Origin of the sequence: Tolypothrix sp. VBCCA 56010, assembly GCF_050875635.1 — a bacterium.
Lineage (GTDB): Bacteria > Cyanobacteriota > Cyanobacteriia > Cyanobacteriales > Nostocaceae > Hassallia.
The window spans coordinates 24,758-48,998 of the sequence record NZ_JBPAOH010000044.1; the positions used below are offsets into that span (position 1 = coordinate 24,758).

The window sequence follows — 24,241 nt, forward strand, 5'->3', positions numbered from 1 at the left end:
ACGTTATCCAGATTATTAGTATGAATTTTTACTGCAATGTAAGTAATAACACTAAATAATTTAAAAAATATTAATCTTCGTCACTTTCCGCAAAATTTACTTGCTCGTAAAGGTCGGTCAATGCAATTTGAAAATCAATTGTTTCAAATGATAAAGTTGCAGATTCACCTTCAATTTCATCAAAAATCCATTTACCATCAGCAGTTTTTACATAATGCATCACATGATATTGATATTGGTCAATTAAAATATATTCTTTAAATTCAGGGATAGAACGATAGTAAAGAAATTTATTACCTTGGTCATAATTTTGAGTTGATTTAGATAAAACTTCCGCAATTAGTGAGGGATTCATTACAGTTGTTGTACTTGTTCCCGTATAAACAGGTTGTCCTTGAATTACCATCACATCTGGATAGGTATATTGCCGATACTTCGGTATCCATAAACGCACATCACCGATATAAACATCATAATTCTTACCTTTTAAAGCAAACTTTAGGTAAGCAAAAAAGTTGCCTGCAATTTTATTATGATTTGTAGTGCCACCTGTCATCGGAACAATTTCTCCATCACGGTATTCGCTTTTATATTCTGCCTTTTCTTCCAGTTCTAAATATTCTTCAGGTGTGTAATGACGTTTTTGTGTTTCTAACTGCATAAATATACCACCTATTCTTGTGCTGCTAATATTTTCTGGGCAGAAAACTACTGTTATCAAGGTAGACGAGGTTTAAACAATCTTTATTTTACTCGCTGCTCTCGTTGCTTTTTCCCGTGCTTCTTGAATATCAACACCTTTAGCTAACGCTACTCCCATTCTTCTATATGGATGAGCATTAGGTTTACCAAATAGTTTAATATCAACATCTTTTTCTGACAAGGCATCAGCAACACCTGTAAAAGCGATATTATCTGAAGAAAGCGAAGCTAAAATTACCGCACTGGCTGATGCTCCCAACTGTTCTATATTGGGAATGGGCAAATTTAAAATAGCTCTTAAATGCAATTCAAATTCATTCAAATTTTGCGATATTAACGTCACCATACCTGTATCATGAGGTCTGGGAGAAAGTTCCGAAAAAATAACTTCATCTTTGGTAATGAAAAACTCAACTCCAAAGATTCCCGCACCTCCTAAAGCATCGGTAACTTTTTTGGCAATTTCTTCAGCATCCGCTATCATTTTTTCCGAAATTATAGCAGGTTGCCAAGATTCTTGATAATCTCCTCTTTCTTGACGATGACCGATAGGAGAACAGAAAAGAGTCGGTGCATCCCACTGCTTAATTGTCAATAAAGTTATCTCAATTTCAAAGTTGATAAATTCTTCGACAATTACCTTTTGACTGTCACCTCTAGAATTAGCGATCGCATAATCCCAAGCTTTCTCAACCTCACTTGAATTCTGCACTACAGATTGACCTTTTCCTGATGATGACATCACAGGTTTGACAACATTAGGAAATTGAATTTCATCACTAACAGCAATCAACTCTTCCAACGTTTCCGCATAATCATATTTAGCAGTTCTAATCCCCAATTGCTTATGTGCTAACTCCCTAATTCTGTCACGATTCATCGTATAATTAGTAGCTGCCGCAGTCGGGATAACCGTAATTCCTCTTAATTCAAACTCCTGTAACTTTTCCGTTCTAATCGCTTCAATTTCTGGTATGATAAAATCAGGCTGATGTTTGCTAACTATAGCCTCCAAATCATCTGCACTCAGCATAGAAATAACTTCATAACAATCCGCAACTTGCATAGCTGGAGCATTAGCATAGCGATCAACCGCAATTACATAATTCCCCAAACGTTGAGCAGCAATTACAAACTCTTTCCCTAATTCTCCCGAACCCAGCAGCATCAACTTTTTTGGCAACTTCATATAATTAATCATTAATATAGTTCTATTTATTTAGGACTTACGCACAGGTAACGGAAAAACGAACCACGAAGACACGAAGGACACAAAGGAATAAGAGTTGCAGAGGGTTTCTGCGTAAGTCCTATTATTCTTGGCGTACTTGGCGTACTTGGCGGTTCGTTATTCTAATTATCATCTTCCTAATAATCAAACCTAGCACCGCGAAGTTGTAAATCTTTACGTTGACTTTTTGTTAAACCAATACCCTCACCAAATCGACACTCATCTACAAGAGCATTTAACCATATAGTTTCATTCAGAGTTGCTCCTTGCAAATCTGCCTTTCTTAAATCTGCATTAGTAAAATTAGCAAATAGTAAATCTGCATTTATTAAACTGCTGTTTTTGAGATTTGCTTTTGATAAATTGCCCCGAATAAAGTTTACTTCATCTAAAATTAAGTTAGACAAATCGGCTTCGATTAAGTTAGGAAATTTGAGATTATTGGGATTTTGGAAAAAGCGTATGAGACAATTTATGTTTACTTCGTTTAAGCGCATTTTAGTTAAAAAGTCATAACGAGCTATACCAAGTTGTTGGAGAATTTGCAACCGTTGTTCGGGACTTTGTTCTAAAAAGTGGATGGCTTGGAATCGGAGGTTTTGGGTTGTCGATTGTAGCATAGAATATTTTCTCACGCAAAGGCGCAGAGGCGCAAAGAAAGAAGTTTAATTTAGAGATGTGGTAAGATTTTCCGGAAAAATGCAAGTATGATTTGTTTAGTATTTACAAGCTGATCGAGAAAATATGAAAAACATGTTTATTAACTACAAAATAAAGAAGCATTGTTTAATAATAACGTTGACGGCGATTTTTTTAGGTTTGTTTACTTGTTTATTGGCTGATATTGTCAGAGCGAGAATTATAAATGTTGATAAGTTGCTGAAACAATTAGAAGAAAAACAAATAGATAATCCTCGTTTGATTCATAAAATTGCTGTAGAAAGGGGTTTTGAGTATGAAAAAGGACTGGATTTTAAATGTATATCCTGGTCTACATATCCGGTGGGTAGTGGTTGGACAAATAAAACAAGCGATCGCGATTTTTTTATAGATTTTTATATTCCACCAGATAAAAAAGCGATAATTTGTACAACACCAGTTTTAGCAGCTGCTTTAACTGCGGAAACTGACAAACCGTTTTTGTATGAGGTTTATCCTACTGATTACGGTTTGCATGTTCGCATTATCATCGGTCTTTCTGAGGTTGGAGATGCTTGTAAAAGTTTGACGGGTAATGTTAATTGTGCAAATTCTATATTATCGCGTCAAGTGATTGTACGGTATGAGCCGTAGATAAGTTGTTAGTTGTTATTGGATAATTGGATGATATCATTAGCAGGGTTGAAGGCAAAAAAAAGGGAGCATCTCAATTTTGCAAGAACATGTTTGTCATTGCGAACGAAGCGACAGCGTAGTGAAGCAATCCCATATCTTGCGATTGCTTCACTCCACTACGTTGCGCTCGCAATGACAATTTATAACCTGGGTTTGATATAACTTACAAATTTGGGATGCTCCCAAAAAAAAGGCGAAGAAATCGTCTCCAGGACTTAGGAGACTGCTTTGGGATGAATGGGAAGCGACTAACGAAGAAATAGAAAATGTAGCGTGCAAGTTATTGAGTGCTAATTGTTATAACCCGCAAATTGCCAGCATCATACTACAAACATAACAAGATGCTTTTTGTCATGCCCAGTGCCAGGTAACGGAAACCTAGAACCCGCAATACTTCGTGGGTAATGACTTGTTTGTGAATCTTTACAATTTCGTGTAAGCGTTATATGTTACAGTTTACAAGTCTCGACGCGAGAAAAGAATGTGTGTACCATGCTTTTACATACGTATTTTTCGTTATATGGAGAATATTAATCAAGTGTGAAGTGGCGACCGAGGTGGCTGGAAGGTGTCCTGAGGGGGCACTGGTGTCGTAGGTTAATTGATCGTAGTCTAGCCATTCGTACACATGTTGGGTTTCTTGTTTCAATCCAAACCATTTGTCAACTTGCCTAGTTCTCATCTGACGCCAGCCGACGCGATCGCCAAACTTTTCGTAGTCCTTTCCCACACTTTCCCAAATGCGCTTTTGCACACTAAACCCAAATCGCCCATTACTGTATTTTACCCAAAGTTGGTCAATGGTGCGTAAGTCTGTGCAAGGAAAGTTTTCGATGGATTGGGAATTTAAATAGCCTTGTTCTCGTCTGCCAGTGACTTTGAGCATGACAGCTAGAGTTTCCTGATCTGCATGTTTCCACTTGCCTTCTGCTAGCAAGTCGCGCAGTTTGGTGTAGTCTATTCCCTTTTCAGAGGGCAGGTCATCAGTCTTCTGTTTCTGTTGTTGCAGTCTTTGGGCTTCTTGTTGTTCCTGTTGTCGTCGCTTCTCGGCTTCTTGTAGTCGGAGTTTTTCTTGGTATTCTACTTCTTTGTTGTCCAGAATTGGTTTTTCAATCTGTGCTACATCTTCATCGCTGAGTCCTAAAAACTGCTGGAAATTTTTAATTTCATTGCGAAGATATTCATCCAGTGGGTATTGAGCTTTAACTGCTTTTAATAATTCCTGTTCATAACGCCCTAGTTTATTTTCATATTCTTGCCGTAGTTTTTCGGCTTCTTGTTGTTCTCGTTGTCGTTGAAGCTTTTGAGCTTCTTGTTGTTGTCGTAGTTTTTTGGTTTCTTGTTGTTGTCGTAGTTTTTTGGCTTCTTGTTGTTCCCCTTCTTGTTTCAGTGAATTTATGTACTCGTCTTTAATTCCGTAGTAGTTTTGCAACTTCTTTAATTCAGCTTCAGCTTTTTCCCCCAGTGGGTATCCTTGTTCAGCTACTTTCTTGGTAAATTGTTGCTTGTAAATCTTATAAGGTTCTAATACTTCTTCTTGGACTTCACGGGCTTGTTCATCCGTTAATCCTAGCTTTTTCTGTAAATCATTTAATATGTGGGATTCAATGTCATCATCAATCACGCCATCAGAAGCAAATTCTTCAACTTTCTGACGATACTTGGTAATAGTAGTTTCTTCTAGTGTGGTTGGAGGAGAAACAACGGTTGCTTTGCGAGCATCGGGTGGGGGTGAAGTGAGTACGGGTGTGGTATTTATACTTTCCCCATGCAAATCTTCTTTTCTCAACAGTTGAGGTGTCAAATGCTCTTGAATCCCTGCCATGCGGATGACTCTACAACCAAGTTTATATGCAAATTCAACGGTTTTTCCAGCCCCCAGAGCATCGTAAAAACCAACAGCAAATTTAATGGCAGCTTTATCGCCAATTTCCTGACTCATGCCGATAACATAATCAATATGTTGGGCGATCGCTTTAGCTTGAATCTCGGAATAGCAAGCATTAAGTAATACACACTCTACCTGATCTGCGAACAAGTCAAACAGTCCAGCTAATGCTGCTGCATCCACTAGCTTTTGTTGTCCGGTGTTATCTTCAAATATTAAGCCCTCTTCCCCTGCACCATGTCCGGAAAAATGTATAATCTGGGGTTCGTAATTCAGAATAGAGCGGTGAATATCTAAGTCGCGCACTGCTTCTGCCGACTCTATTTTAAATCTGTCGCGTTGTCTCGCTAGTTGTAACCCTTCCTTAATTTCACGAATTTCCTCATTTAAACGCAGTTGTTTCGTACCTTTGGGATTGGCTGACAACATTAAGATTTTTTTGACTGGAATTTCATCGCTCATGGCAGGGAAGGGTTTTATTACATAATAATGCTAGGCTTAAAATCTTTCTTTGAGCCTCTGCCTAGACACTGGCTTGATAAAATGGGGTTTGCTTACACCACTGTCTGATTAAGATGTCTGTATCTACGCACTGATAAGCTACACTTTCAAATTATACAATTCCGGTCAGAATAAAGATAGTCAATTCCCGCGCGATCGCTTGTCGATTTTATTTATACTAACGCCAAAATCCCTCAACTATAGCGATTCTCGGTTGAGTGAGATACATAAAACCTCACCCCCTTTCTTTCTCCTTGTTAAGGAGAGGGGTGTTGTGGAACTGCATCCAAGTGTTTTTAAATGCATGGCAAGCGATCGCATTAACGATAGTTGTGATGACTGCGTGAATCAAGGAAAATGAGAAAGCAAACTGGGGTTTGAGAAAGTAAAAGTTGATTTTGCTTGCGGAAAACACCAAAATGAGTAAGTCAAAAGGCTTTTTGCTTGCGGAAAACACCAAAATGAGTAAGTCAAAAGGCATTTTGAGTAAGTCAAAAGGCTTTTTGCTTGCGGAAAACACCAAAATGAGTAAGTCAAAAGGCATTTTGAGTAAGTCAAAAGGCTTTTTGCTTGCGGAAAACACCGAAATGAGAAAGTCAAAAGGCATTTTGAGAAAGTCAAAGCTCATTTTGCTTATTAAATTCGACTTTAACCATAAATGTGAAACGAGAAGAATTATTAGCCGATATCCGCAAACATCCTCAAAACACCAGCGATAGTTGTATTGATAAGTTTAAATCAGTATACTAAATCGCTTTTAATGCAATTAATTTTGATTTGTCAATACCTTGTTGAAAAAATTTGTTCGGCAGTTAGATTTAAATCTGGAAATGTTGGTGACTCTATACGGTTCTGTTCCCTAAATTGTTTACTCTGATATTCCCCATCATCATTTAAAGTATAAATTGTGATGATTGGTTGTTTGGATTCGCCTATTAACATCTTGCTACCAAAAGGAGCATAGTCTACAATCCAATATTCAGGTATTCCCATTTCTTCGTAGTCAGCTAATTTTTTATGGTAATCATCTCTCCAATTAGTACTAACCACCTCAATGGCTAAAGGAACTGATGCGGCTTGACTAACAGTCGATTCTTTTTCCCATAGCGGTTCGTTTTCTAAGTTAGGAAGGTTTAGTAACAAAATGTCTGGATAGTAACCTGATTGTTTGTTTTCCGGCTTAACTAGTACGTTTTTGCTGCTTATTTCATAAACACTTTTGAGTTCAATGGATTTTAAAAGTAGCATCCTTGCTAAAAACATAATTATTTTTTCATGTATTCCAAGTGGTTGCGGCATTTTAACGATATCTCCATCGTGTAATTCGTAACGAGTGTTTTCCGGTTGTGTTTCTAAAAACTTTAAAAACTCATCAAACGTATATAGTTTTTGTAGTGATTGTGTCATGATTTTTACTTTTGTTTTAGTGTGTCATCATTAATCAACCGTCTATCACCTGTGGTCGCAGATATTACCCAATTAGCACAGGCTTATGGTGCTACAGGCTATCAGGGTGGTTATGCATCGGGTGCAATTACTTATAGAACCCATGCTTATGGTCGTTTAGCCTTCCCTACTTCGCTCACGCTTAATTCAAGTAATAGGTAGTGTAGCCTTCTTTGTCGGTCGAATTTAATTATTTTATTCCATCTCTGCTAATTCCATCCAACGTTCGGTCGCTACATCGATCGCTTGCTTGAGTTCTTCCACTTGATCGTACAATTTTTGCACTTGAGTATAATTACCTGGTGCAACGTTTGTCAAGGCTTTTTCTAGTTGTGCTTTCTCGTCTTCTAACTTAGCAATTTTCCCTTCCAATTGCTCAAATTCTCGCTTTTCCCAAGTTGATATTCGACGCTTTTTATTTTCTGTATTTTTCGGTTCAGCATCTATTTTCGACTTTTCTTTAGCAGGAGCGATTTGTTGTAGTGCGGTTTCTTCGGCTTTTTTGTAGTCGAGATAAATTGAGTAGTTACCGGGATATTCACGTAAATTACCGTTATCTTCTAAAGCGAAAATTTTGTCAATTGTTCTGTCTAAAAAGTAGCGATCGTGAGAAACTACAATTACACACCCAGAAAAATCTTCTAAATATTCTTCTAGCACTGCTAATGTTTGCACATCTAAATCGTTTGTCGGTTCATCGAGAATCAACACGTTAGGTGCGCTCATGAGAACACGCAATAAAAATAAACGTCGTTTTTCACCACCGGAAAGTTTATGAATTGGTGCATATTGCTGATTTCCGGGAAACAAAAACCGCTCTAACATTTGCGAAGCTGTAATTTGTGTTCCATCATAAATTTTGACAAATTCGCCTTCTTCTTTGATATAGTCAATTACCCGCTGATTTTCGTTTAATGCTGTGAGTAATTCTTCCGAATGTTGGTCAAAATAGCCGATGTGAATTGTAGAACCAATTTCTACACTCCCCGAATCTGGCTGAATGCGTTTGGTGATAATATCCATTAAAGTAGATTTACCTGCACCGTTACCACCAATAATGCCGATGCGGTCTTCTGGACTAAAATTGTAGGTAAAATCTTTAATTAAAGTGCGTCCGTTGTATGCTTTGGATATGTTATTTAGTTCAATAACTTTTTTGCCGATGCGACGACCAACTGTAGAAATATCAACTTTACCCTGAACTTGTTTAAATTCAGCTTCTTGCATTGCGTGGACGCGATCAATTCTCGCTTTTTGCTTTGTACTTCTGGCTTTGGGTCCTTTTTTTAACCATTCTAATTCGCGTCGCAATACCCCTTGATGTTTGCGTTGACTGCTAACAGCAGATTCTTCCGCTAAAGCTTTCTTTTCTAGATAATATGAGTAGTTACCTGCGTATGTGTAAATGTCGCCTCGGTCAATTTCTATGATACGATTGGTAACGCGATCTAAAAAGTAGCGATCGTGAGTTATTAATAAAAGTGCGCCGCGATAGCGATTCAAGTAACTTTGCAACCATTCCACAGAAAGAGCATCTAAATGGTTTGTTGGCTCATCCATGAGTAAAACATCCGGTTCTGAAAGCAAAGCTGTTGCTAAAGCAATGCGCTTGCGATAGCCTCCAGATAATGTGCCGATAATGGCGTTAAAGTCGGAAATTCCTAACTTTGTCAGGATGATTTTGGCGTTAGTTTCTAACTCCCAAGCACCAGTCGCTTCCATCTTTTGCATGACCGCAGACAAACGCGACATTAACTGATTATCTTCGCAATTGTGAGCTATTTTATCAGAAAGTTCTTCATACTCGCGCACTAAAGCCATTTGTTCGCCGCTATCAGCAAAAACTTGCTCTAAAACTGTGCGACTTTCGTCTAAATCTGGTTGCTGCGGAAGATAGATAATTTTAGAATTATTAACTAAAATTTGACCGCTATCAAGCGGTTCTAGTCCGGCAATTATTTTTAATAATGTTGATTTGCCAGAACCGTTAGTGCCAATTAAGCCTACTTTATCAGTAGCATCGATACTAAAGCTGGCATCTTTTAAAATTTCTTTGATACCAAAATCTTTATTGATTGATTGTAATGTAATAATACTCATGTAATTGGTTAGGAGTTATTGGAGAGTAGTTAGTTGTTAAGAGGAGCGGAGTAGGAGTTATTGGATAGTAGTTAGTTGTTAAGAGGAGCGGAGTTAAAAGTTACTCCCTTCTTGCTTGAAGAATACCTATTTAACGAACCGCGAAGACGCGAAGGACACGAAGGAGGAAGAAAAAGAAGATAGGTAATTTTGTAGCGGGAAGGGAGTAAGAGTTATTGGATAGTAGTTAGTTGTTAAGAGTTAAAAAAAGCGGTAGAGACGTTCCGGTGGAACGTCTGTACGAAAGCTATTAGTGAGTAGGATGAGCATTGCCCACCCTACTTTTGATGAAGTTTATACAAATAAATCCAAGGGCAAATGTCCATACATTTCGTTGATTCCCTTTTCATTGTAAGATTGGCAAGACACCAATACGCCTCGATGATGTCCTGCGTAGGAATCGAGATAACACAAGCCGTTTTTGCCGTTTAATTTGACGTAAACTGGACCTTCAATTGGGGGTAAATTACTCGGTACTTCATAACCCAAAGCTTGGGAATAAGTTCTCGTGGCAAGCATTCCTTCTTCTTCTGTATCAGCGCAAATTCCTAAAATTTGATAATCAGAAAGGCTGGTTAACAAAAGTAACGCCTGACGGATTAAAACTTTTTCTGATGGCTTGACAACAGGTGCGATATCCAGACAGTTGAATTTATTCAGGATTTTTTTCGCTTCTGAGACAGTGAGATTCGTGTGATTGGGTGTTGACATAAATATGTTTATTATGTCCTTGGTGTTTATGGTTGTATTTTAGTTGACGATCGCTCCTGTGTAAATTTTAGATGGTCATTACCTTACATCAGGATTCATTTTGAAGATTGCCCATATTGAAGAGAAAAGGTACGCTGCTCTGAGAATCTCCACTCATAACTAGGACTTTGGGCATTTGAGCTCCACCGGTTTTCCAAGCTTCAATAGCTTCTTTTTGTAGAACCAATTGCCCTCCTTGAGCTTTGAGAGTCTCTGCTAAGAGTCTTTGAGCTTCGGCTTTGCCTTTGGCACGATTAACTTCTGCTTGCGCTTCTTGTTCGGCTTCGCGTGCTATGTAGACCGCTCTTTGCGCTCGTTGTTCCGCGATTTGTTTTTCTTCAACTGCTCTGGCAAATTCTGGCGAAAAGGTTAAGTCAATTACACTTGTATCTAATACTATTATTCCATATTTCTCTAGGCGATCGCTTAACGCATTATCAAAGTCTTCTTTCAACTCAGTTCTTTTGGTAATTGCTTCTTCTACTGTTCTTTTTGCAGCGGCTATTTTAAAGGCTTCTTGTGTTTGAGGAGCAATGATTTTTGAAACGATATTCTCTAAAGTTCCTTGTTTTCTTCTTACTTCTACTACCTGTATCGGATCGAGCCGAAAATTGATCGCAAATCTCGCAGTTAAATTTTGTAAATCCTTAGTAGAACTTTCTGCCGGCACTTCAAATTTTTGCACTGTCAAATCATACACATCTATTACTGAGATAAAAGGCGGTTTCAGGTGAATACCTTCTCCTAAAGCACCATCTCTGGCTTTACCCAAGATACTGATTACACCTGCTTGTCCTGGGTTAATAATGATAAAAGCATTCAAGCTAATAATAACAATTATTGCCGCTAAAAATCCGGCTACTGTCGTTTGCCAATTCCCCAATTGCTGATTTTTCAAATTTTTTCTCCTTCCTTCATACCGAGAAATAAGTAAAATACTACCTTCTGCTAGCTCAAGAGTATCATCAGTTACAGAAAGTCTTCCATTTTCATAACTCTACCTAAGAGTCAAGACTCAAACCTTTGTAACGTGCTAATATCAATGGTCACTTAACTGGAAACGGCTGTGTCTACTGTATTAAAATATCGTCGGATGTTAAAAAGGGATGGAAATTCAGTACATCCTCTGCAACGCTTGCTTGATTATGGACATGAATATCGTCAACAAATTTGGTTAGCTAGTGTTTGTTCTATTCTCAATAAAGTTTTCGATTTAGCACCACCAGCTTTAATTGGTATTGCTTTGGATGTGGTCGTCAAAAAGCAAGATTCTATTATTGCACAACTGGGAGTAAAAGATACGTTTGGGCAATTTTTGATTTTGGCGTTCCTGACTGCTGTAACTTGGATTTTAGAATCGGTTTTTCAATACTTCTACAACTTGTTATGGCGCAATTTGGCGCAGAGTATTCAGCATAATTTACGTTTGGATGCTTACAGCCATTTGCAAGAGTTGGAATTGGCTTTTTTTGAAGAACGCAGTACTGGTGGTTTAATGTCTATCCTCAGTGATGATGTTAACCAATTAGAGCGCTTTTTGGATGTGGGAGCAAATGACATTATCCAAGTTATGACAACTATTGTAGTTATTGGTGGTGCTTTCTTTATTCTAGCTCCTAGTGTGGCGTGGATGGCAATATTACCGATGCCATTTATCGTTTTTGGTTCGGTTGCTTTCCAAAAATTGCTGGCACCGCGCTATGCTGATGTGCGAGAAAAGGTAGGCTTACTCAATGGAAGGTTATCTAATAATATCAGCGGTATTACTACGATTAAAAGTTTTACGGCTGAAGATTATGAAAAGGCACGTTTAAGGCAAGATAGTCAAGCTTACCGCCAAAGTAATACAAAAGCGATCGCTCTCTCTGCTGCCTTTATACCATTGATTCGGATGCTGATTTTAACAGCTTTCACAGTATTGCTGATATTCGGCGGTATGGAAGCTGTCGCTGGCAGAATGTCTGTTGGAACTTACAGCGTTTTAGTGTTTTTAGTTCAACTTTTATTATGGCCCCTAACTCGATTGGGAGATACCTTTGATTTATATCAACGAGCAATGGCTTCTACTAATCGCATCATGGATTTATTGGCAACACAAATCACCATTCATCCAGGAAATGTGCCTTTACCTGTTGAGACGGTACGCGGCGATGTAGAATTTAAAAATGTCAGTTTTGCTTATCAAGATAGGCAACCGATAATTGAGAATTTATCATTACATATTCCCGCAGGAAAAACAATTGCAATTGTTGGTTCTACTGGTTCTGGGAAAAGCACTTTAGTCAAACTTTTGTTACGGTTTTACGAAGTGCGCTCCGGAAACATCACCGTTGATGGTATAGAGTTACAAGACTTGAATTTGCGAGACTTACGCCGCTGCATTGGCTTGGTAAGTCAAGATGTATTTCTGTTTCATGGTACTGTAGCAGAAAATATTGGTTATGGCAGCTTTGATGCTTCAGAAAAAGAAATAATCACGGCAGCGAAAATTGCCGAAGCTCACGAATTTATTGCGCGATTGCCCCAAGGTTATGAGACAATTGTGGGAGAACGCGGACAAAAGCTTTCTGGTGGACAAAGACAACGAATAGCGATCGCTCGCGCAATTTTGAAGAATCCACCGATTTTGATTTTAGACGAAGCTACCTCAGCGGTGGATAATGAAACAGAAGCCGCAATTGCGCGATCGCTCAAACGAATTACAGTCAATCGAACAACAATAGCGATCGCTCATCGACTTTCCACCATTCGCAATGCCGATTGCATTTATGTCATGGAACATGGGAAATTAGTAGAATCCGGAACCCATGAACAACTGCTAGAGAAAAATGGCATTTATGAAAGTCTCTGGCGTGTACAATCTGGTTTAAAGTAGAAATGCGATCGAGTGAAATAGGACTTACGCACTCCTTCACGGAGTAACGAACCACGTTCGCGTTGGCGAAGCCTCTCGAAGAGAAGCGTCTCCGAAGGAGAAGACACGAAGGACACGTTCGCCCTTGGCGTCTCGAAGAGAAGGAATAAGAGTTTGAGAGGTATTTTGCGTAAGTCCTATGAAAGTGTTTACAATCCAAAATCCAAAATCCAAAATCTAAAATTATTATGATGTTTGGTAGTACCCAGTCAGAATCAGGAAATACCAAGTGGCGTCGCCAGTTGGATAAATTTGTCAAAGCAAATCAGCTAGAATTGGCGGCGTTATCTTGGGCATTATGGTTAGAAAATAGTGACACTCAGGGTACTATCGGCATTGATTTGCAACCGAAGCCGCATTTTGTTTATTGTCCCAAAGAATCGGTAGAGAAACTAAATGAAAGAGTGGAAAATAGGCTTCAGGAACTATTAGGAATTATTGAGCATTATCAACCGGAAGTTGAAGTTGTCATGATTGCTATTGGTAGCGGTGAAGTTAAGTTAATTCAGTTTGCACCCGAACCTGCACCAGCGAATTGTTTTGAGCAAATTGGTAAGGATGTAGATACTTTATTAGAGCTTTTAGAACAGCGCATGAGTGAGGAGTTTTCGGGTTGAATAATTAGCCCTCAGACTGGAAGTCTGGGGCTACACGAACAAAGCCCACCTTCGTGGGCTAATTGAGGCTGCGTAGGCAGCCTTCGTTCGTATAGCCGCACCCTTCTAGGGTGTGGGCTTTATGAGGATGTTTCTTATTAGCTATGCCAAGCTTTGTAGAACTCTGGATAAGTCATATTTTCTGCACAATGCCAGATAATGTCAAACACAGCTTCATAGCGATAAGAACTGTTTTTGTAGAACTTTTCGCTGAGATATTCTTTGAGCGCAATGACGACTTGCGGCAAATGTTCGCTTTCTAGGATTTTCGTCAAGCTATCAGCTATATCTAAAAGACAGGATTCATAAGATAGTTTACTGATGGCTTTGGGGTAAAAGTCGTCTTTATTCTCATCAGGTTCCTGAAAAATTTGAATCAGCCGAATAAAAATAGAGATGACCTCGTTTAGCTTATCTTTCACGAGTTTGTTGCCTAAATCAAATTCTTCTAAATTTTGAACTGCATCAATTAGAATTGATATATTCTGTGTGGTTTTGATAAGTTGAATTTCTGCATTGATTGCAAGTTGATAACTGGGGTCAATTTTCGCAAAAATAGCGATCGCATTACGACATTCATACTCATCTTGTAATGCGATCGCTTCCCACAGCGCTTTAATCGCTTGTTGACGATAGTCTTCTATTTGCACTAGATATTCGGCTGCTTGCAAACGCATCCAGTGACGTTCAGAGGTTTCCAGCATCTGGCAGAAAGTGGCGATCGCTTTCGCATTGTCTGGATCGATTTTTATTAAGCTTTTGGCTGCATAGAATTGCTCCCATTCATCCTTACTAGTTTGACGCTGAGAAGTTTCCAGCATCTGGGATAAAGTGCTAATCGCTACTTTGTTACCAGGTTCAAATTTTCCCAAGTTGAAAGCAGCTACCCGACAAAGAGATTGATCTGAAGAATTTTCAATTACTTTTAATAAAGCTACAATTGCAGCTTTGTTACCCGAATCAATTTCCAGCAAATATGCAGCAGCACAATCTAATAAATGTGCATTTCCAGTAGTTTCGAGGATATACACTAAAGCATTGAGCGCAGCAAGATTACCTAAATCAATTTTCCACAGTGTAGTTGCTGCCTCCAAACAAATTCTATCACCTTGGTTTATCTGCAAGAACTTTTCAAGGGCAGTAATAGCAGCTTGATTGCCATAAGCTATTTTCCCCAAAGATGCGATCGCATCATAGCAAATCTCCTTAGAGAGTGTCGTCTCTATGGTATTGATGATAGCAGCGAGCGCATTTTCATCAACAGAAACTATTTCCTCTTGAGTTGTGGGTATATCTTCAGCAGATGACTTTAAGAAAAACTTTGCAGCGTTGGCGAAGCCACTCCTTCGGAGTATCGCGCTTTTATTACCCGGATCTAATTGTTCTAATTTCTCTGCTGCAAGTCGCATAATTGTACGACTTTCAGTAGTATGAACTAACTGAACAAAAGCCGCAACTACCCGTTTTTTATCGGTTAATTCCAGCGTTTTTCTTGCTGTCTTCACCAAAGGTTGCGGAAGTATTTGCCAATCTCGTTTATCCTGTCTGAAATAGGCATAACTTAATTTCAGCAACTGTTCGACAATGCGATCGCCCAAACTACAATCTGGGAACTTAGCTAAAGCCTCACAAGCCAGAAAATAAGCGCGATATCGATAAAAATCGCCGCACCCATCATCAAAATCTATTAAAGCCTGGATAAACTCTTCTTTTTGCTTTTTCCCTACATCCTCTCGACTGAACCAGTAGAGAATCTCTGCTTTCCATTCTGGCTCAAAGATGCGGTAAACGCCTTCATTTAAACTATTGTCAACGTGGTTAAAGAAATACTGCCAATCATGCATTGCCTCCTACCCACTTCAATATGTGGGACGAAAGGTACTTCAATTCATCTTTATACATAAATTGGCTTTTTGTCAAGTCTGCACGCAATTTTATTTTTGAGGATTGTTATTTAACCGGGTAATATTTCTCAACAAAAATTAACCCATTTTCGCCATCCACACCAAAAAACTGAGAATTTGCTCGATAGGAGGAAGCGAATAATCCATTAAATCAATTGTTACTGTTTGTCCCTCTAATTTGAGAAATCGCCATTGCGTTCCACTGCTGACAGTACCGTAAACTGCTGTTAAGGGTTGCCCTCTTTTTTCATTAAATCGCTGTGCAGCTACCATTTCTGCAATGCATTGTCCCAGTCCAGATTTTATATCTGATTTTTTCGCCTCAACAATAACAATAGCAGGTGCTTCTATTGTTAATTGTTCCGGTGAACGGCAAACAATAAAGTCACATACACCGTTGAGTCCAATACTTGCATCAACGTTAAACTCTTCCCCTGAAAACACGCTGATTTGTTGATTGAAAATACGTCGTACTTCCAGCAATACAGGATTGATAATCACCTCTGAACGCGCTTTCTCTGTATCTACGGCTAAAGCCCACGGTAAATCCTCTAAAATAGCTTGCAGTCTCGAACTTGGAGTAACCGATTCAATCGAATCTGGAAAAAAACGAACTCCCTCTACAGTAGTTAATTGAAAATCTTGCTTTACTTTGCCGATAGTAAATTGACTGTAGGGCATAGTTAATAAACTTAAATTGTAGGGTACGTTATGCTTTTAGCTAACGCACCAAGTACAGTCCTTGCTGCGTTGCGCTCTTGCACAACACACCCTACAGTCTATAAGTATAAAACATCTTGCTTTCATTATACGTGTAAGATGGGACACGTTGTAAAGTTATGTAACTCTCATATTCGCCTACGCCTTAACCGCACACGAAAGCTGCGCGGTTGCACTACATTTTTATCCTTGTTGGGCAATTATTTTATCTAATGCCTGGGTTGCAGAACTTACTTTTTGATTAACTTATTAACTGTAAAGGCATTAATGCATATATATAATCCTTTATTTACAAGGGTTCTAGACTTAGTGTTTACAAAAGTTTACAAGGTGTCCCATTTGGGGCGTATCTGGTCCGCCACGCAAGTTACCGAAAGCCGCTTTGTCATGGATTTTCTGCGCTCGATCATCAGTTTTGAGACTAATTAGTTCATCCAGTTTTTGGTTTTTATCTATCATAAAGTCTTGGAAAAGTCTAATCTCTATAGTAATAAATATAGGCACAATCCATAAAGACAATACTTATATTGAGATTTTGAAAAAAATTTGTTAGAGAAATTACTGAACTTTTAGCCAGTTTCAAGATAAAATGAAACCCATAATCATTTTGCTACTCTACGGGCAAATAGCTTGATAACTAAGGCTTATTAACAACACCACGTCTTCTAAGTAATAATAAATACTAGGCTGAAAATTTACAAAAAATAGCCATTTTAAAGCAAAAACAATGGAATAAAGCTGAAAATTTTTCCTGAAATTGCCATAAATTCGTGTGTAGTTGTTATTGTTCATCTTACCGAACACTAACTAATTTATAAAAAAGGCTAAACTTTATACTGTAGATAGCACTACGTTATGACTCTGGATGTTCTTTCTGATTGGATTAAGGATTTTCCGACTCTCTTTCAAGATCAAGTAAATAAAAAGAGATTAACCTAGAAAAACTCCCTACACAAAATAGCTCAATAGTAGTAACTTCACTGTCCTAGTCTTAATTTTAAGGAGTAATTTCATGACTGAAAAAAACATAATAAATAAAAAAATCTATACTTCAGATCCTATAGCAAATTTTTTGTTTGTAAAACTTTTACATAAAATTGATATAAATCCATTTAAAATTAGCATTATATCAGCAATTCTCATGGCCTTAATATACATAATGGCTGCTACTTTAAGTAAATCATTTTTCTTATCGGATGGAAAAAAAGGTTTATTAAAAGATTGGAATGCCTGGATGTGGATTTTAAGTTACAACCCTATTGTCGTGGGTTTCTATTATTGGTTATCAACTGATAATGTTTTAGAAAGATTATCTAGTTTCCTTTACAGGAACAACATGATAGAAAATCAATATTATAGAGAAGTGAATGATTTATTAAGATTATATAAGCATCCACTATCTAGATTTATACCTATATTCATAAGCATAGTTTATGGAATATTATTTTATGGTTCAAGGGATGATTTATTAGGGTGGACAGGTACGAAATTTATTCCAAGAATAAGTTCCACAATCATTGCAACGATAATAATGTATGTCATAATTATGGAGGCAGTTATTTTAGTTATTAATCTTAGAGGAATAAGAAAATTTGTTCAGTCAAAAGAAATAAAGATAAACCCTTGGCATCCTGATAAATGTGGTGGTTTGAAAATAATAAGTGAATATATGATAACAGCCACATACTTGCTAGGTTTAATATGGTTTATGGCTTTTTTGTCTATTTATTATTTTTACAAAAAAGAGATACTTCTTGAGAGATTTGTGTATATGCTTTCAATAATACCAATTTTAATTTTGTTTTCTTCTACTTGCTTTATGTGGACATTATATACTGTTCATAAAGAAATGGAAAAATCAAAAAACAAATTTCTAGAGCCTTTTGCACAAAAACTAAATGAGTATTATGAGAACATAAATAACTATATGGTTTCTGAATTACTTAATACAAAAAATCCAAATGAAATTTTTCAATTAGTAAAAACTATTCAAAAAGAAATGAACATTATCTCAAAACTAGATTCATCCTATAAATCTATGATTAATAGTTACCCAGTATGGCCTTTCGATATGAATACCATCAAAGTATGGTTAGTGACTATAATTATTCCTTTATTTATTCCAATCATTGTAGCTTTCTCTAAAATAATCGTAGAAATCATTAAGAAAGGTGCTTCTTAAGTAAGTAGGTAGGTGTCAAAAAAGTCAGGTATGTTAAGATATATAAATACTGAAAATGCATCTACACAGACTTTTGGGAGGCGTATGCGTACAAGTCTTACCAAGTAAACGCCCGAAGTGCAGTCGGTAAGGACAGTGGTAAAACAAGTTATATTGAACGATTCAACAATACTTTACGCCAACGAATTTCACGTTTAGTACGTAAAACATTGTCGTTCTCAAAATCACTCAACAACCACATTGGGGCAGTCTGGTATTTCGTTCATCAGTATAACGCTAGTTTACAAAGTTAAATCATTACTATGCACTACTACCCATTCTTTTTATTGTTCTTCTTCGCGTATTTGCGCTTTCATCGCCTCAAACTCCTCCACCCCCCCACGGCGCTGGCTTATTTTTACGCGAGATAAATTTCCTTGACGATAAGTAAAAACACCGTGTTGGGGACTGAATAAAAAAGTCAAGAAAAACAATCCTGATACTACCAAAACAATCGCCGGACCAGATGGCAAATTATAAAAGTAGCTTAGATACATACCGCTAATACTAGAAATTACGCCAATTATTGCCCCCAAAATCATTACTTTATGCAAGCGTTTAACTAATAGATAAGCAGTTGCTCCTGGTGTTATTAAAAGTGATAAAACTAAAATCACACCTACAGCTTTCATACTGGCAACAATTGTTAAAGCAATCAGCAGCATTAATCCAAAATTCAGCCGATTTACTGGCAATCCCGCAGCTTGAGCGCCTAAAGGGTCAAAGGTATAAAATAACAGTTCTTTGTATAATAAAAAGACGACTAGCAACACGATCGCAGCGATAATTGATGTGTCTCTAACTTCGTCAACTGTCACACTGAGAATGTTACCAAAAAGAAAGTGGTTGAGGTCAATTTTATTATCTTTTTGAATGATAGTAATTAGCGTCACACCAAGGGCAAAAAACGCTGAAAAAACTATCCCCATTGCTGCGTCTTCTTTGATAGGCGATCGCGTTTTAATCCAAGCGATCGCCATTGTACTGATGACACCCGCAATAAATGCACCGATAAAAATATTTCCACCCAGCAAAAAGGCGATCGCCAATCCAGGCAAAACCGAGTGACTGATAGCATCACCCAGCAAAGCTAATCGCTGCACCATCAAATAGCTGCCAACAATCGCACACAACAAACCAACTAAAATCGCAATTACAAGCGATCGCTGCATAAAGCCATATTGCAACGGCTCAATTAATGATTCAAGCATAATTATTTATATTATGAACCGTTACGCGAGGAGAGGGGGAGTGGGGGAGGGGGAGAGGGGGGGAGATGGGGAGATGGGGGGACAAGTAGGGGTGGGGTTCCCCCACCCAATGCCCCATGCCCAATGCCCCATGCCCCATGCCCCATGCCCAATGCCCCATGCCCCATGCCCCATGCCCCATGCCCAATGCCCCATGCCCAATGCCCAATGCCCAATGCCCCATGCCCCATGCCCAATGCCCAATGCCCAATGCCCCATGCCCCATGCCCCATGCCCCATGCCCCATGCCCCATGCCCCATGCCCAATGCCCATTACCCATTCCCAATTCACGCTGCATCAGAAAAGTAAATAACTTTCCCACCATAGGCACTTGACAAATTGTCTTCAGTTAGTACTTGTTGGCGGCTTCCTGTGGCGATTAAGTCGCGATTTAACAAAATCAAATCGTCAAAGTGGGTGATTGATTCGCCTAAGTCGTGGTTGACAACCAAGACGATTTTACCAGCGGCAGCGAGTTCACCAAAGACTTGAAAAACTACTGACTGAGTTTTCTGATCTATCCCTACAAGCGGTTCATCAAAGCAGAAAATTTCCGCTTCTTGGGTTAAAGCACGGGCTAAAAATACTCGTTGCTGTTGTCCTCCAGAAAGTTGTCCAATTGGGCGATCGCTATATTCGCTCATTCCCACTCTTTCTAAAGCACTTTTCGCTACCTGACGGCTAACTGTTGAGAAGTTACGAAACCAACCTGTTTTTTTTACCCTTCCCATCATCACCACATCCCAAACGGTAGCGGGGTAAGTCCAGTCAATTTGCGATCGCTGCGGTACATAAGCAACTTTATCAAGTTGCTGCATCAAAGGTTTACCGTGATACAACACTGTACCACGGCTAGCGGGAACCAATCCCAACATCGCTTTCATCAGCGTACTTTTACCGGCACCGTTGGGACCAAAAATTCCTGTTAGTCTCCCTGACTTAATAATACAATTAACGTCTCTCAAAGCTTCTTGCGTGCGGTAGTGTACCCCTAAATGAGCAATGTTAATCGCTTCAGCGGAATTTGCCTCACTTGTGACAACTTCTAAAGGCATCTTGCCTGGGTTCCTTTTGGATAAATCAAATTTCGGGTACGAGACAGTTTTCATAACGAAGTTAAATATTGCTTTCCTTGAGCTTAATATAAATATGAGACAAATATGAAAACATCTATAATAGGAAGTAATATCAGATATAAATGGAAATAATACCCCAGACAGAAGTTCGCACCTCTAGGCAGACAAAAGCTCAAAAGCTAAAAACAATCATTACTTTTACCTTTTGCCTTTTCTTATTTAGTTGTACTCAACCAAATAACCGTAACACCCCAAAGGCAGATGGCAAACCGTTGGTAGTCGCAACAAGTACCATCATTGCTGACTTAGCGCAAGATGTTGGCAAAGATGAAATCAAGCTAACGGGAATTCTCAAACCCGGTACAGATCCGCACGTATATGAACCAAGACCAGAAGATAGTAGATTTTTAGAAGAAGCTAACTTGATTTTGTATAACGGCTACAACTTAGAACCGGGACTGATTAAAATCATGAAAGCTACTGGAGGAAAAGCGCGTCAGGTTGCGGTGGGGGAAGTTGTCAAGCCTTTGCAGTTAGATAAAGGCAAAGGTGAAATAGTACCAGATCCGCATGTTTGGGGTAACGCAGAGAATGCGCGGGCGATGGTAAACGCGATTCGGGATGCTTTAATAGAGTTATCGCCAGAAGATAAAGAGAAATTTACCCAAAACGCAACGCAACTAAGTAAAGAATTACAACAGTTGGATAGCTGGATAAAACAAGAGATTGCAACTATCCCACCGGAGAAACGCAAATTAATAACAACCCATGATGCATTTCAATATTATGGACGCGGTTATGGAATAGCGATCGCCGGTACATTAATTGGCATCAGCACCGAAGAACAACCCAGCGCTCAAACAGTACAACGTTTGGTAGAATCAGTTAAAAAGATTGGCGTTCCCGCAATTTTTGCCGAAACAACGATTAATCCAGCTTTAATTACCACAGTTGCCCAAGAAGCCAACGTCAAACTAGCACCGCGTCAACTTTATTCTGATTCAATTGGTGCCCCTGGAAGCGAAGGCGATTCCTACATCAAAATGATGGAAGCGAATACCCGCACCATTGTTGAGGCTCTAGGCGGTAAGTATACACCATTTCAACCTCAAAAGTAACATCAGCACTAATACCATTTCTCTATGAAGATACGTCTAATTAGCCCACGTAGGTGGGCTTTGTATGTATAGCCCCACCCTTCTAGGGTGAGGGTTTATTAAGCGCAACCTCATATAGAATTGATATAACCTAAGAAATTCATCATTTAGTCGTATGCTCAAAGTCTTTCTTGAGAAGGAACTCTTCACGGCTTTGATTCTATAAAGTAATGTTAGTAGACGAATTCTGGAAAATTAAAGATTATGGCTAATCAATCAGAAAATGAAATTAAGCAACCAGTAAGCCCAACTATAGAATCCAGAGAAGAACCGACACCTAAAGAAAAGAACGCCACACTCAATCCCGGAGATGTGGTTGATGAGTCAAAATCAGTTGAAGAAAAAGCTCAACAAATTGCTGTAGATTCACCAGACATTACAGGCGAGCATATCACAGTACCGACTTATTTTGTTGTCGATGAACCAGATGGTGAACAAAAAGCACTTCACCACGTAAAAGATGCGGAAGAAATTTCCGATGTCATTCGTCAAGCAAGAACTGACGAAGACGGAAACCGGACTTGGCGATAGATATCTAAGCCAGGAATTTTTATTTCTGGCTGATAATTAAACTCGCTTCAGAAAAGCGTAATTTTATCTAACTTATTAGACGTGGCATAATTCAAACGTGTAATTAACCACAGATTGTGGATAATTAAATAATTAATAACTCAGTAGCGTCTTTAGGCATTGCTGAGTTTTGTTATGTAATTGAATCAAAATAGATATGTAGCTTGTTATAACAAAGGCAAGAACGTGCCTAATCTCCAAGAAACTCATTTAAATCGCGCTCGTGCTAGTCTCAGACAAGTGCTGTCTTGGTATGGATATCTTCGCAAACCCGGACAACCGCAATCAAACCTGGAATTAGCATCTTTTGTGAAACCAGAATTAGAGACATTGACGAATACTCTCAATAAGCTTGACTCTAACGTAATTAGAATTGCCGCTTTCGGTTTAGTCAGTCGTGGAAAGTCAGCAGTTTTAAACGCCTTAGTGGGACAAAAAATTCTCCAAACAGGTCCCCTTAACGGCGTAACTCAGTATCCTCGTTCCCTGCGGTGGACTCCTGGCGGAAAAGTGCAGGTAGAATTAATTGATACCCCCGGATTAGATGAAATTCAAGGGGAAGTAAGAGGACAAATGGCGCGAGACATAGCGCAGCAAGCTGATTTAATCTTGTTTGTCGTTTCGGGTGATATTACCCAGACTGAGTATCAAGCGTTGCTAGAATTGCGGCGATCGCAAAAACCCCTAATTCTTGTATTTAACAAAATAGACTTGTATCCAGATACAGATAGAACCGCTATTTATAAAAATTTGCAACAACTCGGTGCAGGACATCCCCAACAAAAGCCACTATTACCAGATGAAATTGTTATGGTAGCAGCGGAACCTGCGCTAATGGAAGTGCGGGTTGAGTGGACTGATGGACGTGTAACTTATGAATGGGAGACACCACCAATTCAAGTAGAGGAACTCAAACAGACAATTTTAAATATTCTCAATCGTGAAGGGCGATCGCTTCTCGCCTTAAATGCACTGATTCAGGCAAGAGATGCAGAAACAGCGATCGCTCAAAAAACCATCGACTTACGCGAACAACAAGCAGAAGACCTGATTTGGCAGTTTACCAAATACAAAGCTTTAGCAGTCGGCTTAAATCCCATCGCCTTTTTAGACATCGTCGGCGGAAGCGTTGCCGACTTAGCGTTAATTCGCTCCTTAGCAAGATTATACGGCTTACCGATGACCGGTTACGAAGCAGGTTCACTTCTTAAGACAATTTTATTTAGTTCTGGCGGTTTACTTTTGGGAGAATTAGGAAGCAGCTTGCTTTTAGGCTTAGGCAAAAGTGCCACCGCCTTAGCCAGTGGTGAAAATCCCACCAATATAACAGCCTTCGCCGGAAGTGCGATCGCTCAAGCAGGTATCGCCGGTTATGGCGCCTACGCGATCGGTAAAGCCGCACAAGAGTACCTGAAAAAAGGCTGCACATGGGGTCAACTAGGCGCTAGCACCGTCATTCAAGAAATTTTGTCCCAAGTTGACCAAAATACAATTTTGTACCGCTTGCGGCAAGAATTAGGGCATCGGGCATAGGGCATGGGGCATCGGGCATAGGGCATGAAAAGAATCTCTCCCGAATCCAATTCCCAATGCCCATTGCCCATTGCCCAATGCCCAATTAGATTTTGTCAATTTATCTCAAGTTTGTTAAACTTTTTCAACATCTTACAATAACTTGTCAACAGAACCACTTTGAGATAAAGCTTTTTGCTAGCATCTACAACGAGCAAAAGTGTAAAGGATATTTCTTTCCCCCCCTGTCCCCCTCCCCCCTCCCCCC

General features: G+C 39.0%; 23 protein-coding genes and 1 pseudogene. 10 read left to right on the forward strand and 14 right to left on the reverse strand.

The window, feature by feature from the left end; all coding sequences use genetic code 11:
- Positions 1 to 70 precede the first annotated feature (70 nt).
- The 3 genes from AABK37_RS16895 to AABK37_RS16905 form a co-directional block, all read right to left on the reverse strand.
- Positions 71 to 661 carry a Uma2 family endonuclease gene (locus AABK37_RS16895; RefSeq protein WP_432552718.1) on the reverse strand — a complete coding sequence of 197 codons (591 nt, stop codon included), beginning with the start codon at positions 659 to 661 and terminating at the stop codon, positions 71 to 73.
- A 72-nt stretch (positions 662 to 733) separates the two neighbouring features.
- Positions 734 to 1,903, reverse strand: a complete 1,170-nt coding sequence (purT, locus tag AABK37_RS16900; RefSeq protein ID WP_432552719.1) for a formate-dependent phosphoribosylglycinamide formyltransferase — start codon at positions 1,901 to 1,903, stop codon at positions 734 to 736.
- A gap of 167 nt (positions 1,904 to 2,070) precedes the next feature.
- Complete coding sequence (locus AABK37_RS16905; RefSeq protein ID WP_432552720.1) at positions 2,071 to 2,553, reverse strand: pentapeptide repeat-containing protein; 483 nt, start codon at positions 2,551 to 2,553, stop codon at positions 2,071 to 2,073.
- Positions 2,554 to 2,752: 199 nt separating this feature from the next.
- Between AABK37_RS16905 and AABK37_RS16910 the strand changes: the two genes are divergently transcribed.
- On the forward strand, positions 2,753 to 3,226 hold the full coding sequence (locus AABK37_RS16910) for a hypothetical protein (protein ID WP_432552721.1): 474 nt from the start codon (positions 2,753 to 2,755) through the stop codon (positions 3,224 to 3,226).
- A 484-nt stretch (positions 3,227 to 3,710) separates the two neighbouring features.
- Here AABK37_RS16910 and AABK37_RS16915 read toward each other — a convergent pair whose 3' ends face one another.
- The 3 genes from AABK37_RS16915 to AABK37_RS16925 all read right to left on the reverse strand — a co-directional run bounded on the left by AABK37_RS16915 (position 3,711) and on the right by AABK37_RS16925 (position 7,064).
- Positions 3,711 to 5,618 (reverse strand): GUN4 domain-containing protein, encoded by a 1,908-nt coding sequence (locus AABK37_RS16915; protein WP_432552722.1) that lies wholly within the window; start codon positions 5,616 to 5,618, stop codon positions 3,711 to 3,713.
- 274 nt (positions 5,619 to 5,892) lie between these two features.
- Positions 5,893 to 6,285 carry a hypothetical protein gene (locus tag AABK37_RS16920; protein ID WP_432552723.1) on the reverse strand — a complete coding sequence of 131 codons (393 nt, stop codon included), beginning with the start codon at positions 6,283 to 6,285 and terminating at the stop codon, positions 5,893 to 5,895.
- A 152-nt stretch (positions 6,286 to 6,437) separates the two neighbouring features.
- Entirely contained in the window at positions 6,438 to 7,064 is a 627-nt protein-coding gene (locus tag AABK37_RS16925; RefSeq protein ID WP_432552724.1) for a Uma2 family endonuclease, read from the reverse strand.
- Positions 7,065 to 7,085: 21 nt separating this feature from the next.
- On the opposite strand from AABK37_RS16925, the gene AABK37_RS16930 reads away from it, so the two are divergent.
- A complete protein-coding gene (locus tag AABK37_RS16930) occupies positions 7,086 to 7,265 on the forward strand; it encodes a hypothetical protein (RefSeq protein ID WP_432552725.1) in 180 nt (59 codons plus the stop codon).
- Positions 7,266 to 7,298: 33 nt separating this feature from the next.
- Here AABK37_RS16930 and AABK37_RS16935 read toward each other — a convergent pair whose 3' ends face one another.
- From AABK37_RS16935 to AABK37_RS16945, 3 genes are all read right to left on the reverse strand, one after another.
- Positions 7,299 to 9,203 (reverse strand): ABC-F family ATP-binding cassette domain-containing protein, encoded by a 1,905-nt coding sequence (locus AABK37_RS16935; protein ID WP_432552726.1) that lies wholly within the window; start codon positions 9,201 to 9,203, stop codon positions 7,299 to 7,301.
- A 333-nt stretch (positions 9,204 to 9,536) separates the two neighbouring features.
- On the reverse strand, positions 9,537 to 9,953 hold the full coding sequence (locus AABK37_RS16940) for a DUF1824 family protein (RefSeq protein WP_039754364.1): 417 nt from the start codon (positions 9,951 to 9,953) through the stop codon (positions 9,537 to 9,539).
- Between the two features lie 88 nt (positions 9,954 to 10,041).
- Entirely contained in the window at positions 10,042 to 10,890 is an 849-nt protein-coding gene (locus tag AABK37_RS16945) for a prohibitin family protein (protein WP_432552727.1), read from the reverse strand.
- 195 nt (positions 10,891 to 11,085) lie between these two features.
- Between AABK37_RS16945 and AABK37_RS16950 the strand changes: the two genes are divergently transcribed.
- A complete protein-coding gene (locus tag AABK37_RS16950) occupies positions 11,086 to 12,867 on the forward strand; it encodes an ABC transporter ATP-binding protein (RefSeq protein ID WP_432552740.1) in 1,782 nt (593 codons plus the stop codon).
- A 227-nt stretch (positions 12,868 to 13,094) separates the two neighbouring features.
- Positions 13,095 to 13,523 (forward strand): beta-carboxysome assembly chaperone CcmS, encoded by a 429-nt coding sequence (gene ccmS / locus AABK37_RS16955; RefSeq protein WP_432552728.1) that lies wholly within the window; start codon positions 13,095 to 13,097, stop codon positions 13,521 to 13,523.
- Between the two features lie 137 nt (positions 13,524 to 13,660).
- Here ccmS and AABK37_RS16960 read toward each other — a convergent pair whose 3' ends face one another.
- Together AABK37_RS16960 and AABK37_RS16965 are read right to left on the reverse strand one after the other, a co-directional pair.
- Positions 13,661 to 15,406 carry a hypothetical protein gene (locus AABK37_RS16960; RefSeq protein ID WP_432552729.1) on the reverse strand — a complete coding sequence of 582 codons (1,746 nt, stop codon included), beginning with the start codon at positions 15,404 to 15,406 and terminating at the stop codon, positions 13,661 to 13,663.
- Positions 15,407 to 15,544: 138 nt separating this feature from the next.
- Positions 15,545 to 16,147, reverse strand: coding sequence for a hypothetical protein (locus tag AABK37_RS16965; protein ID WP_432552730.1), 603 nt, complete (start codon positions 16,145 to 16,147; stop codon positions 15,545 to 15,547).
- Between the two features lie 1,051 nt (positions 16,148 to 17,198).
- On the opposite strand from AABK37_RS16965, the gene AABK37_RS16970 reads away from it, so the two are divergent.
- Positions 17,199 to 18,368: a hypothetical protein gene (locus AABK37_RS16970; RefSeq protein ID WP_432552731.1), complete on the forward strand. Its 1,170-nt coding sequence runs from the start codon at positions 17,199 to 17,201 to the stop codon at positions 18,366 to 18,368.
- Between the two features lie 62 nt (positions 18,369 to 18,430).
- Positions 18,431 to 18,661: pseudogene (locus AABK37_RS16975) on the forward strand (IS1 family transposase); the annotation flags it as partial.
- A gap of 30 nt (positions 18,662 to 18,691) precedes the next feature.
- On the opposite strand, the gene AABK37_RS16980 reads toward AABK37_RS16975, so the two are convergent.
- Entirely contained in the window at positions 18,692 to 19,618 is a 927-nt protein-coding gene (locus tag AABK37_RS16980) for a metal ABC transporter permease (RefSeq protein ID WP_432552732.1), read from the reverse strand.
- 11 nt (positions 19,619 to 19,629) lie between these two features.
- Positions 19,630 to 19,764 (reverse strand): hypothetical protein, encoded by a 135-nt coding sequence (locus tag AABK37_RS16985; protein WP_432552733.1) that lies wholly within the window; start codon positions 19,762 to 19,764, stop codon positions 19,630 to 19,632.
- On the opposite strand from AABK37_RS16985, the gene AABK37_RS16990 reads away from it, so the two are divergent.
- A complete protein-coding gene (locus AABK37_RS16990) occupies positions 19,742 to 19,993 on the forward strand; it encodes a hypothetical protein (RefSeq protein ID WP_432552734.1) in 252 nt (83 codons plus the stop codon). The two genes, AABK37_RS16985 and AABK37_RS16990, sit on opposite strands and share 23 nt — an antisense overlap.
- Here AABK37_RS16990 and AABK37_RS16995 read toward each other — a convergent pair.
- Positions 19,946 to 20,713 (reverse strand): metal ABC transporter ATP-binding protein, encoded by a 768-nt coding sequence (locus tag AABK37_RS16995; RefSeq protein ID WP_432552735.1) that lies wholly within the window; start codon positions 20,711 to 20,713, stop codon positions 19,946 to 19,948. The two genes, AABK37_RS16990 and AABK37_RS16995, sit on opposite strands and share 48 nt — an antisense overlap.
- A 143-nt stretch (positions 20,714 to 20,856) precedes the next feature.
- On the opposite strand from AABK37_RS16995, the gene AABK37_RS17000 reads away from it, so the two are divergent.
- The 3 genes from AABK37_RS17000 (at position 20,857) to AABK37_RS17010 (ending at position 23,994) form a co-directional block, all read left to right on the forward strand.
- Positions 20,857 to 21,852 carry a metal ABC transporter substrate-binding protein gene (locus tag AABK37_RS17000; RefSeq protein ID WP_432552736.1) on the forward strand — a complete coding sequence of 332 codons (996 nt, stop codon included), beginning with the start codon at positions 20,857 to 20,859 and terminating at the stop codon, positions 21,850 to 21,852.
- A gap of 243 nt (positions 21,853 to 22,095) precedes the next feature.
- Positions 22,096 to 22,422 carry a hypothetical protein gene (locus tag AABK37_RS17005; RefSeq protein ID WP_432552737.1) on the forward strand — a complete coding sequence of 109 codons (327 nt, stop codon included), beginning with the start codon at positions 22,096 to 22,098 and terminating at the stop codon, positions 22,420 to 22,422.
- A gap of 225 nt (positions 22,423 to 22,647) precedes the next feature.
- Positions 22,648 to 23,994, forward strand: a complete 1,347-nt coding sequence (locus AABK37_RS17010) for a GTP-binding protein (protein ID WP_432552738.1) — start codon at positions 22,648 to 22,650, stop codon at positions 23,992 to 23,994.
- The last annotated feature ends 247 nt before the right edge of the window (positions 23,995 to 24,241 follow it).